Origin of the sequence: Lactobacillus sp. ESL0684, assembly GCF_029392675.1 — a bacterium.
In the GTDB taxonomy this organism is placed as follows: Bacteria; Bacillota; Bacilli; order Lactobacillales; family Lactobacillaceae; genus Lactobacillus.
Window position 1 is genome coordinate 612,216 of sequence record NZ_CP113941.1, and the last position, 11,946, is coordinate 624,161.

Genomic DNA, 11,946 nt, shown 5'->3' on the forward strand with positions numbered 1-11,946 from the left:
AGGAGTTCAGTGATGGAACAAATTAAAGAATTAACTCAAGCAAAATTAGCTGAAATTACCCAAAATGGGCGAACAGTATTGGAATTTTCGGCAGATTGGTGTCCTGATTGTCGGTTTTTAGATCCCTTTTTACCAGAAATTGAAGCAGATTTTGATAAGAGCAAGTTTTATCAAATCGATCGAGATGGTTGTATTGACTTGGCTAAGGATTTAAATATTATGGGAATTCCATCATTTGTTGTCTACCAAGATGGTAAAGAAATTGGTAGACTAGTTAATAAGAACCGTAAGACTAAGGATGAAGTAGAGCAGTTTTTGCGATCCCTAGATTAGTGAAGGAGATTAATTTTTAAATGATTACTAGTATAAACAAACGTAGTTATCCCAATACTCTAATTGTGATTTTGGCTCAGGATCAAGGTAAGAGTAGCTATATTGAAAAAAATGACATTACTCAAGTTACGGATGAACAGGGTAATGTTACTGGCTATAACTTTTTCAATGTTGACCAGCTAATTGATTATGATAAATTGCCAGACGGTCAAGTTGAGCTAACTGATGAAGAGCTAACTAAACTTAATGAAAAATTGTCACAGGTGGGCTTTGACACTCAATTAGGGTATGGTGAGCCAACGTTGGTTTATGGTTATGTTAAAACCTGTGATCCTCATCCAGATTCTGATCATTTGCACGTCACAACCGTTGAAGTTGGTAATGATCGTGAAGTCCAAATTGTTTGTGGAGCTCCTAACATTGCTCAAGGTCAAAAGATTGTTGTCGCATTGCCAGGGACGCTAATGCCAAATGGCCAGCAAATTTGGCCAGGTGCCTTGCGCGGTGTTGATTCATTTGGCATGATTTGTGCGGCGCGTGAATTAGGTTTGCCACATGCAGAACAAAAGCGCGGTATTATGGTAGTGCCAGATGATTTTACAGTAGGTGCTGCTTTTGAAGCACAAAAGTGTGACGAACTTTTGGCTAATGGTAAAATTCAACTTTAAAATAGCCTAGAACTTCTTGATGAAGTTCTTTTTTTGTTAAAAAAGTTTTATTACCTTTTTGCTCAGACTGCTTTTTAATGGTAATAATGGTAAAATGTTTCTTGATTATAAAATAATATTTTGGAGCAATTGTAAGATGTTAGATAAAGACAAACAAATTTGGTTTATCGGAATTAAAGGTACTGGTATGGCTGCATTAGCATTGCTGTTGCATGATCTAGGTTATCAGGTAGCTGGTAGCGATATTGCCAAGTATACTTTTACGCAGGAACCATTAGCAAAAGCTGGGATCAAAGTAGTTGATTTTGCTTCGGATAATATTAAGCAGACTGGTCAAGTAGTGGTCAAAGGTAATGCTTTTAAAGCAGATAACGTTGAGGTAGCGGCATGTACAGCTAACAACGTTGCTTGGCAAAGTTATCCTGATACGGTTGAAGAAGTTGTCAAGATGCATACTAGTATTGGAGTAGCTGGTACTCATGGTAAGACCTCAACAACTGGACTTTTGGCCCATGTGTTAGGTGCGGCTGTGCCAACTTCTTATTTGATTGGTGATGGTGAAGGCCAGGGCGTTGCTGATTCTAAATTCTTTGTCTATGAGGCTGATGAATATCGTCGTCATTTTTTGGCCTACCATCCAGACTATCAGATTATGACTAATATTGATTTTGATCATCCCGATTATTTTAAGGATCAAGCTGATTATACTGCTGCCTTTCAAACAGCCGCAAAGCAGACTAAGAAGGCCTTATTTGTTTGGGGAGGCAATCAACATTTGCAGCAATTGCAAACTGATATTCCTAAATATACCTATGGATTTGATGAAAATGATGATTTCCAAGCAGTTGAAATTAATCGCTCTACTACTGGATCGACTTTTACTGCTTTAGCACATGGGCAAAATATTGGTAGATACACTGTGCACTTGTTTGGTGATCATAATATCTTGAATACTTTAGCTGTAATTGCCGTAGCTTATACTGAAAAGGTGCCACAAGCTGTTATTCAGCAAGGATTATCATCTTATCAAGGAGCCAAGCGCCGATTTGCTGAAGTGGATTACGGTAATCTTAATATTATTGATGATTATGCGCATCATCCAACAGAAATGCGAGCAACTATTCAGGCCGCACGGCAGAAATTTCCTGGCAAACGACTAGTTGTAGTTTTTCAACCGCATACTTTTTCACGAACTAAAAAATATGCTGACGACTTTGTTAATATTTTGCGCGGCGTCGATAAAGCATATTTAACACCAATTTATGCATCAGCAAGAGAGCAGACCGGTGATATTAGCAGTGAAGATTTGACAGCACAAATTCCCAATTCAGAGGTGATTGATTTAGACAATATTGCAGATTTAACGCAAAATCGTGATAGTGTCATTATCTTTATGGGTGCAGGCGATATTTCTAAATATGAAACTGCTTTTGAAAAGTTACTACAATAATTCAAATTTGAGTAAAAACTAGTTGCTTGGGCGACTAGTTTTTTTATCCTGGTACTCTCATATGGCTTGCTTTTACCAAAAGCTGCTAAAATGGTAACAGGACTGATTACCCAGATTAATTAATAAGGAGAAATAATGGCTGATAAAAAATTACTTTTAATAGATGGTAATTCAATTGCCTTTCGCGGCTTTTACGCATTGTATCGGCAACTAGAAAATTTTAAAAACTCTGAGGGTTTACATACCAATGCCATTTATACTTTTAAGAATATGCTTGACGTTTTGCTTAAAGATATTGAGCCAGACTATGCCTTGGTTGCTTTTGATAAGAGTAAAACCACTTTTAGAAATAAAATGTATGATGACTATAAAGGTGGACGTCAAAAAACTCCGCCTGAATTATTGGAACAACTGCCATACGTGCAGGAATTATTGCATGATTTAGGAATTTCTACTTATGAACTAGCTGATTATGAAGCCGACGATATTATTGGTACTTTTGCCAGACTAGGTGAAGAACAAAAGTTTACAGTTACAGTTGTGACAGGCGATAAAGATCTGACGCAATTAGCATCAGATAAAACAACAGTTATGGTAACTAAGTCGGGGGTTTCGGATTTAGAAGCGTATACCCCTGCACATATGAAAGAAGTCAATGGAGTTACACCAACCGAGTTTATTGATATGAAAGCCTTGATGGGGGATAACTCAGATAATTATCCCGGGGTAACCAAGGTTGGACCCAAGACTGCTTCACGTTTGATTCAGGAATACGGCTCAGTGGAAAAGCTATATGATCATGTTGCTGATATGAAAAAATCAAAGCTTAAAGAGAATTTGATTAACGACAAGGACAAGGCCTTTTTAGCTAAAAAGTTGGCGACAATTGATCGTAATAGTCCAGTAACTATTGGGTTAGCCGATGTGAAACGTAAAGAAGTAGATCAAGAACAACTGCGGAAGTTCTATGAAAAAATGAATTTTCGGAAGTTCTTAGAACAATTAGATAGTAGCGATGAAGTCACACCGGAATATCAAGCTGCTGATGTTAAGATTGAATATACTGAGTTAACCGAGTCAAAATTATCAAAGTTAGTTGATCAAGCTGGAACTAGAATTAGCTTTTATTTAGGGATGCTTGGAGCCAATTATCATTTGGCCGACATAATTGGTTTTGCAATTGAAGCTGGTCAGCAAACCTATGTTAGTGCTAATTTAGACCTGCTTAAATCGGCTGAATTGAAACAGCTACTTGAAGATGAAACAGTTAAAAAAGATGTGTTTGATCTCAAGCGCACAATGGTTGGCTTAAGCCGTTTGGGTATCAAAATTGCCGGAATTGACTACGATATGCTATTGGCGTCTTATTTAATTAATAATGAAAACAATTCTGACGATCTCGGTGAGGTTTGCCGATTATACGGAGATTATACAGTTAAGAGTGATTATGATGTTTATGGCAAGGGTCAAAAGACACGGATTCCTGAAGATGAGCAGGTTCTGTATAGTCACTTAGCCAGCAAACCGCAGGCAATCGCTAATTTGAAAAACCAGCTACTAGATAAATTGCAAGACCATGAGCAAGACGATTTATTTGCTAACATTGAACTTCCTGTTGCGCGGGTTTTGGCAATTATGGAAATGAATGGCATCAAGGTAGAAGCTACTACTTTGACCAAATTACAAGATGAATTTGCAGCAGAATTAACAGACTTGGAACACAAGATTTATGAGCATGCAGGTGAGGAATTTAATATTAATTCTCCTAAACAGCTAGGTCATATCTTATTTGAAAAGCTAGGATTACCACCGGTCAAAAAGACTAAAACGGGCTATTCTACTTCTGTTGATGTGCTAAATCAATTACAAGATCAGAGTCCAATTATTCCTGAAATCTTGTCTTATCGCCAATTAGCTAAGATTCAGTCAACGTATGTTAAAGGGTTGCTTGATGTCATTCAAAAAGATGGCAGAGTTCATACACGTTATTTGCAAACTTTGACTGCTACTGGGCGGCTGTCTTCAGTCGATCCGAATTTGCAAAATATCCCAACTCGTACTGAAGAGGGTAAGCAGATTAGAAAGGCCTTTGTTCCAAGTGAACCAGATGGTTATATCTTTTCTTGTGATTATTCCCAGATTGAGTTGCGAGTTTTAGCCCAAGTTTCTGGGGATGAACATATGCAAGAAGCCTTTAAAACGGGGTATGATATTCACTCACATACTGCTATGAAAATTTTTCATTTGGAATCGCCAGACGAAGTCACCCCGCTCATGCGTCGCCGGGCAAAAGCGGTCAATTTTGGGATTGTTTATGGGATATCTGATTATGGCTTGTCGAAAAACTTAAATATTAGTCGTAAGCAGGCCAAAGAATTTATCGATAATTACTTTGAACAATATCCGCAAATTAAGAATTATATGGATGAAGCAGTGAAAGTTGCCCGTGAAAAAGGCTATGCAGAAACAATCATGCATCGTCGTCGCTATTTACCAGATATTCATGCTAAGAATTTCAATGTGCGTTCATTTGCTGAACGAACAGCGATTAATTCGCCAATTCAGGGTTCTGCAGCTGATATTATTAAGATTGCTATGATGAATATGCAAGCAAAATTGACTGAATTAGGACTTAAGACCAAAATGGTAGTTCAAGTCCATGACGAATTAATTTTTGATGTGCCTAAAGAGGAACTGGAAACTATTAAAAAGCTGGTTCCAGAAGTTATGCAGTCTGCAGTAAAACTTGATATACCGCTCGTAGCAGATTCTGGGTGGGGACATAATTGGTATGATGCTAAGTAAGGAAGTGACGTCTAATGCCTGAAATGCCTGAAGTAGAAACAGTTCGCCGCACACTTTTACCATTAATTAAGGGTAAAACTATTGCGGAAGTGACTTTGTGGTATCCTAAAATCATTACAGGAGACGCGGCAGATTTTGTTAAGCGAGTAACTGGCCAAAAGATTATGACAATTGATCGTTATGCCAAATTTTTACTGATTCGGTTAAGCGGAAATTTAACGATTGTCTCACATTTGCGCATGGAAGGTAAATATCGTTTAGTTGCAATTGATACTGTTAAAGATAAACATGATCATGTGCAATTTGCCTTTACTGATGGTACAGATTTACGTTATAACGATGTTCGCAAGTTTGGCCGCATGCAATTGGTCGAAACAGGCACTGAAAAAGTAGTTACTGGTATCAGCAAGTTAGGTGTTGAACCTAATTCTGCAGAATTTACCACGGCTTATTTGCAAGAGCGACTAAGTCATAAACACAAGAATATTAAGAGTACCTTGCTTGATCAGTCGATTGTTGCTGGATTAGGAAATATTTACGTTGATGAAGTTCTTTGGCAAACAAAAATTCATCCCTTAAGTCTTGCTAATAATCTTCCACAAGAAAAAGTTGCCCAACTTCATGACAATATCAATTCTTTGATTGCATTGGCAATTGAACAACACGGCACTACGGTTCATACATATCTTGATGCGAATGGACAAACGGGTGCTTTTCAAGCGATGCTGAAAGTTTATGGTCACCGAGGCGAGCCTTGTCAGCGCTGTGGGACTAAACTAGAAAAGATTAAAGTCAATGGTCGCGGGACTACTTTTTGTCCAAAGTGTCAGGTGACATACTAATGACAGTCGTCTTAGGATTAACAGGCGGTATTGCCAGTGGCAAAAGTACTGCTGATGCTTTCTTTCAAGCTAAAGGTGTGCCAGTTATTGACAGTGATCGAATTAGTCATGATATTTTGAATATTGGTCAAGAAGGCTATCAAAGAGTTGGTGCACAGTTTGGCCCGGAATACTTAAATGCTGATCAAACGATTAATCGACGTAAATTAGGTCAGCTAGTTTTTAATGATAAACAGCAGTTAGCAAAGTTAAACAAACTAACTCATCCCTTGATTTTTCAGACAATTGCGGCTAAAATTACGCATCATAAGCAAGCAAATGTACCGTTAATAGTTGTTGATGTACCATTGCTGTTTGAGGCTAATGGTCAAAGTTATTGTGATCAAACCTTATTGATTGCTTTGCCCGAAAGTTTGCAGCTTGAAAGATTGATGCAGCGGGATCAATTGACTAGATCGGCGGCTTTAGCTAGGATTAACAGCCAGATGCCGCTAGCACAAAAAGTCCAATTAGCTGATTATGTAATTGAAAATACCGGTACTGTAGCAGAATTGAATGCGAAGTTAGCTCAATTAATGTTTAAGTTAGAAGAAGGTTGATTATATGGAATGTCCTCATTGTCGTCAGAATGCTTCGCGGGTGATTGACTCACGTCCAAGTGATGAGAACCGCGCGATTAGACGCCGTCGCGAATGCGAGAACTGCGGATTTCGTTTTACCACGTTTGAGCGAGTTGAAACAACCCCATTGTTGGTAATTAAAAATGACGGTACTCGTGAACCATTTAACCGGAAGAAAATTTTACATGGAGTAATGGCAGCAGGTCAAAAACGCCCAATTACTAGTGGTCAATTCGAAGAGTTAGTTAATCATGTAGAAAACAAAATTCGTCAGCAAGGCGGCAGTGAGATTTCTTCTAAAAAGATTGGCCAGCAGGTCATGGATGAATTGGCCAAGATTGACGATGTAGCTTATATTCGTTTTGCTTCCATTTATCGTGAATTCAAAGACATGTCTAGCTTTATGAAGACGATGGAAGATATGATTGCTAAACGTGAGCAGAAAGATTAGTTGATGTTTGAAAGTGCTAATCCAAAGCAGCCGTTTCTAATTAATAATCGAGTACCAATTTTTCCACGTGACTTGAGAATCTTGCTGAAACTATATCAGCCGCTACTTGGGGGACTTGGCAGTTCACTTTATTTAACTTTAAATGAAGATTATCGCGAAACTGCAATGATTTCTGATGCCCAAGGTTTGTATAGCTTGCAAGAACAATTAGATTGTAGTTTGCAAGATCTGTTTGCCGCAATTCACAAGCTTGAAGGCGTAGGATTACTGCAAACAAGGGTGCTCGACAATGAAATCATGGGTCAAGTTTTGGTATTTAGTTTAAATGTAGTACCCAGCAGCAGTGAGTTTTTTGCGACTGCCTTATTGGCTAGCCTGTTAAAAGAAAAGGTGGGTGAAGCTGCTTTTCATGACCTGAGTCACAGTTTTGCTAGGGAAAGTCAACAGGATGAAAATCAACTTAATGGCTTACAAACCGCGCAAGATGTTTCTGCTTCATTCATGGAAGTTTTTCATTTACCTAGTCAAGAGGCCATCAGTCCGTCTGAAGATGTTCAACAAGCCGCACAAGAAAATCAAGTCAAGCGGCCAACTAAAGCCCAGATTAACCAAGCAGAACACATTGATTGGGAATTCATGAAACAGCAATTTGAAATATACCAAATTGCGCCTAGTGAGATTGATCAACATCAAGCGGATATTGCTGGACTGATGCGGACGTATGGCTTGTCAGAGCAAGAATTTGTTGATGAAACATTATCTTGTTTGCACGGTAGCTATCAGTTGAATATGCCACTAATTAAGCAAACGATTGCTGAAAATATTCATAGTGTTGATACTAAGGCTCGCCTTAAGTCTGAAAATCAAGATGTTTCTGACCAAGTAAAGCAAAAGTTTAATTCACGTGAGCAGCAAATTTTAACCATGGCAAAAGAAAAGGCACCTGCACAATTTCTGTATCAGTTAAAGACTGCTAAGCATGACTATGTTGATGCTAGTGAATATAAGGTGCTTGATAATTTATACAACAAGCAAAATGTGCAAACAGAGTTACTTAATATTTTGGCCTATGCCTGCTTACAAGAAAGTTCAACGGTTTCTTATCGGCTTGCTAATACGATTTTACATGATTGGCTCCAGCATGGTGTAAAAACCGGAGCACAGGCACTGGAGTATCTGGCTAATCGGGCAAAGAAAAAAGCACAAAGGCAGCCGCGTTCACGTTATGGTGCCAATAAGCGTGTTGAAAAGGGAACTGACTGGAGTAAAAAGCAAGCGGCAGTTAATCAAGATATTTCTTCTAAAGATTTGAAGGATTTCTTTAAAAATCTTGAAGATAAGAACGGTATGAAGTAGGTGCAAGATGATGCAAGCGATTAGCAATTTGATTAGTAAATTAGATCCAGAATTGGTTAAAAAGTATAATTTGACAGAAATTTATCAACAAGTTTTAGCAGATCCAGATATTAAACAATTCTTGCAAGAAAATCAGACTAAGATTACTGCTGAAATGATTAATAAGAGTTTGCCTAGTCTATATGAATACTATACTAGTAAGCAACGCAAGGATCCGGTTACTAATGGCTATCGCCCTGAATTGTTCATTAATAATCAGGCTATTGACTTACGTTATGTTCCAGAGGCTAGTAAGCTAGCACGTGACCGCGTAGCTAACACTAAGAAGCATTTGCAATTAATTAAGTTGCCGCAGGCTTTGCATGATGTACGTTTGAGTCAGGCGGAAATGACTCAGGGTCGGTCGCAAGTTATGGCATTAATTCAGCAATTTTTAGCAAAATATGCACAAGATATTCATCAAAAAGGATTATATTTGTCAGGCGATTTTGGTGTTGGTAAAACCTATATTCTAGCTGGACTGGCTAATCAGGTAGCAGCAATGGACCAACAAGTGGTTTTCCTGCATTTGCCAGCATTTATTGCTAGTTTATCTAGTCATTTTGAGGATAATAGTTTGCAGTCGGAAATCGATCGGGTAGCTCAATGTGATTTATTAATTTTAGATGATATTGGGGCTGAAACTCTGAGCCAATGGTCACGCGATGACGTATTAGGTGTAATCTTACAAGCAAGAATGGATAATGTTTTACCCACCTTTTTTTCATCCAACATGGCAATGGATGATTTAGAAGAGCATTTTAAGGAAACTAAGAATGCCATCGATCCAGTAAAGGCAGCACGCTTGATGGAACGGGTACGCACACTAGCAACTGAAGTGGTAGTTTCGGGCAAAAACCGTAGGCGTTAATTAAAAAATTCTTGCAATTTGTTAATTATTCGGTATAATGAATGACAATGAATGAACATGATGTTGCTTGATTCAGAGAGAAAAGACGTTTTTCTGGAAGTCTTTCAAGTAAGTAACACCCCACTCATCCATCCTAAAAGATAATAAACTTTGGCTGGATTCCATTATCGATCCTTAATGAGATGATTATTAAGATAATCTAATTTTGGGTGGAACCACGCTACTAGACGTCCCAGTGCTTAATTGCACTGGGACTTTTTTATTTATGGAGGAAAAATATGAGTTTTGTAATTACATTACCAGATGGTTCAAAACGTGACTTTGATGAGGCACTAACAATTAGTGATTTGGCGCATGGCATTTCAACTTCACTTGGTAAGGCGGCGCTTGCTGGTAAAGTTGACGGTCAATTGCAACCAGTTGATTACGAACTTAACGCTGATGCTGAAGTTGCAATTATTACTGATAAGGATGATGAAGGCTTAACAGTTTTACGAGCAACCGTTGCTTTTGTTTTAGAAGCGGTTGCCAAAAAGGCTTATCCAGAATTACATTTCGGTGAACATGCTGCAGATGAAGATGGCTTCTTTGTTGATACTGACAAGGAAGAACAAATTAAGATTAGTGAATTGCCAAAGTTTGAAAAGGAAATTCAAAAGGTAATTAAAAGTGGTGCCAAGATTGAACGGGTACAGTTGCCAAAGAGCGAACTTGCAGATATGTTTGAAGGCGATCCTTATAAGCTTGAATTGCTAAAAGCCGAATCAGATTTAGTTACTGCTTATCAGTTAGGTGACTTTGTTGACTTTGGTTTTGCTGCATTATTGCCTAATACTGGTAAAATTAAGCAATTCAAGTTGTTGTCTGTTGCCGGTGCATATTGGCAAGGACAGTCAGCTAATCCAATGCTGCAAAGAATTTCAGGGACAGCCTTCTTTAAAAAGGCTGATCTCGATGCTGATTTGAAGCGGCGTGAGGAGATTAAAGAACGTGATCACCGTAAGATTGGTCGTGATCTTGATTTATTCTTCGTTGATCCTAAGGTTGGTGCAGGCTTGCCATACTGGTTACCCAAAGGTGCCACTATTCGCCGCGTAATTGAACGTTATATTACCGATAAAGAGGTAGCTCGCGGGTATCAACATGTGTATACTCCAGTTTTAATGAATCTTGATGCCTATAAAACTTCAGGTCACTGGCAACACTATCGTGATGATATGTTTCCGCCAATGGATATGGGCGATGGCGAAATGTTGGAAATTAGACCGATGAATTGTCCATCTCATATTCAAATTTATAAGCATCATATTCGTTCTTACCGTGAATTGCCAATCCGGATTGCAGAACTAGGAATGATGCACAGGTATGAGAAGTCTGGTGCTTTATCTGGATTGCAACGAGTAAGAGAAATGACTTTGAATGATGGTCATACTTTTGTAACCTTAGATCAAGTTAAAGACGAATTTGCCAGAACCTTGCAATTAATCATGGATGTTTACAAGGACTTTGATATTACAGATTACTATTTCAGACTGTCTTATCGTGATCCTAAGAATACTGAAAAATACTTTGCTAATGATGAAATGTGGGAACGTAGTCAATCAATGCTTAAAGGCGCTATGGATGACATGGGTCTTGATTATGTTGAAGCAGAGGGTGAAGCTGCCTTTTATGGTCCTAAACTTGATATTCAAACTAAGACTGCCCTAGGTAGTGATGAAACTATGTCAACAATTCAACTAGATTTTATGTTGCCAGAGCAATTCGACTTAACTTATGTTGGTCAAGATGGTGAAGACCATCGTCCAGTGATGATTCACCGCGGAATTGTAGGGACAATGGAGAGATTCATTGCTTATCTAATTGAAATGTACAAGGGTGCTTTCCCAACTTGGCTAGCTCCAGTACAAGTGGAGATTATTCCGGTTAACCTAGATGCTCATGGTGATTACGCTAAGAGCATTCGCGATGAGCTAAATAGTCGCGGCTTTAGAGCAGAAGTTAATTTTAGAAATGAAAAGTTAGGTTACAAGATTCGTGAAGCTCAAACACAAAAAGTCCCGTACACTTTAGTTCTGGGTGATAAGGAAATGCAAGCAAACGGCGTTAATGTTCGCCGTTATGGTACAGAAGAAGAAATTTCCAAGAGCTTAACTGAATTTATTACTGAAATCGACCAAGATGTTAAGTCATATTCACGTAAAAACAACTAGAAATTAAAACCAATAAATGTATTAATAATTTCGGCACTTTTAAATTTAAAAAATCTTTTAGTATTGTAAGCCTGAGTTGCAAAAGTAGTGTAGACGGGATATAGTATTGGATTTTAGCTAGCTGAGTGTTCAATTTGATACTTAAATTTAGAATTAATATTTATTAAGGAGAAATTTATGTCGATGATCGAATTCCACAATGTGCAGAAATTTTATAAAAAATTCCAAGTTTTGTATAATGTTAATCTTTTGTCGAAGCTGACGATAGTAGCAGCTTCTTTATGCAACCTAAAACGCA

Annotated in this window: 10 protein-coding genes; all 10 read left to right on the forward strand. The window is 38.1% G+C overall.

The genetic code is table 11. The annotated features are described in order from the left end of the window. Positions 1-12 precede the first annotated feature (12 nt). Positions 13-333 (forward strand): thioredoxin family protein, encoded by a 321-nt coding sequence (locus tag OZX56_RS03050; RefSeq protein WP_277140133.1) that lies wholly within the window; start codon positions 13-15, stop codon positions 331-333. A 20-nt stretch (positions 334-353) separates the two neighbouring features. Beyond that, a complete protein-coding gene (ytpR, locus tag OZX56_RS03055) occupies positions 354-1,001 on the forward strand; it encodes a YtpR family tRNA-binding protein (protein ID WP_277140134.1) in 648 nt (215 codons plus the stop codon). 136 nt (positions 1,002-1,137) lie between these two features. Further along, positions 1,138-2,451, forward strand: coding sequence for a UDP-N-acetylmuramate--L-alanine ligase (gene murC / locus OZX56_RS03060; protein WP_277140135.1), 1,314 nt, complete (start codon positions 1,138-1,140; stop codon positions 2,449-2,451). A 135-nt stretch (positions 2,452-2,586) separates the two neighbouring features. Beyond that, positions 2,587-5,256: a DNA polymerase I gene (gene polA, locus OZX56_RS03065; protein ID WP_277140136.1), complete on the forward strand. Its 2,670-nt coding sequence runs from the start codon at positions 2,587-2,589 to the stop codon at positions 5,254-5,256. Between the two features lie 14 nt (positions 5,257-5,270). Continuing rightward, positions 5,271-6,098, forward strand: coding sequence for a DNA-formamidopyrimidine glycosylase (mutM, locus tag OZX56_RS03070; RefSeq protein WP_277140137.1), 828 nt, complete (start codon positions 5,271-5,273; stop codon positions 6,096-6,098). After that, entirely contained in the window at positions 6,098-6,697 is a 600-nt protein-coding gene (gene coaE, locus OZX56_RS03075; protein WP_277140138.1) for a dephospho-CoA kinase, read from the forward strand. The genes mutM and coaE overlap by 1 nt, the downstream gene beginning before the upstream one ends. Positions 6,698-6,701: 4 nt before the next feature. After that, positions 6,702-7,169 (forward strand): transcriptional regulator NrdR, encoded by a 468-nt coding sequence (nrdR, locus tag OZX56_RS03080; protein ID WP_277140139.1) that lies wholly within the window; start codon positions 6,702-6,704, stop codon positions 7,167-7,169. 3 nt (positions 7,170-7,172) lie between these two features. Next, on the forward strand, positions 7,173-8,525 hold the full coding sequence (locus OZX56_RS03085) for a DnaD domain protein (RefSeq protein ID WP_277140140.1): 1,353 nt from the start codon (positions 7,173-7,175) through the stop codon (positions 8,523-8,525). A 10-nt stretch (positions 8,526-8,535) separates the two neighbouring features. Next, positions 8,536-9,435: a primosomal protein DnaI gene (dnaI, locus tag OZX56_RS03090; RefSeq protein WP_277140345.1), complete on the forward strand. Its 900-nt coding sequence runs from the start codon at positions 8,536-8,538 to the stop codon at positions 9,433-9,435. Between the two features lie 278 nt (positions 9,436-9,713). Then, positions 9,714-11,648: a threonine--tRNA ligase gene (gene thrS, locus OZX56_RS03095; protein WP_277140141.1), complete on the forward strand. Its 1,935-nt coding sequence runs from the start codon at positions 9,714-9,716 to the stop codon at positions 11,646-11,648. The last annotated feature ends 298 nt before the right edge of the window (positions 11,649-11,946 follow it).

Coding starts and splice junctions, on each gene's coding strand:
- coaE (WP_277140138.1), top strand. CDS start 6,098: ATGACAGTCGTCTTAGGATTAACAGGCGGTATTGCCAGTGGCAAAAGT.
- ytpR (WP_277140134.1), top strand. CDS start 354: ATGATTACTAGTATAAACAAACGTAGTTATCCCAATACTCTAATTGTG.
- polA (WP_277140136.1), top strand. CDS start 2,587: ATGGCTGATAAAAAATTACTTTTAATAGATGGTAATTCAATTGCCTTT.
- OZX56_RS03050 (WP_277140133.1), top strand. CDS start 13: ATGGAACAAATTAAAGAATTAACTCAAGCAAAATTAGCTGAAATTACC.
- murC (WP_277140135.1), top strand. CDS start 1,138: ATGTTAGATAAAGACAAACAAATTTGGTTTATCGGAATTAAAGGTACT.
- nrdR (WP_277140139.1), top strand. CDS start 6,702: ATGGAATGTCCTCATTGTCGTCAGAATGCTTCGCGGGTGATTGACTCA.
- dnaI (WP_277140345.1), top strand. CDS start 8,536: ATGCAAGCGATTAGCAATTTGATTAGTAAATTAGATCCAGAATTGGTT.
- mutM (WP_277140137.1), top strand. CDS start 5,271: ATGCCTGAAATGCCTGAAGTAGAAACAGTTCGCCGCACACTTTTACCA.
- thrS (WP_277140141.1), top strand. CDS start 9,714: ATGAGTTTTGTAATTACATTACCAGATGGTTCAAAACGTGACTTTGAT.
- OZX56_RS03085 (WP_277140140.1), top strand. CDS start 7,173: ATGTTTGAAAGTGCTAATCCAAAGCAGCCGTTTCTAATTAATAATCGA.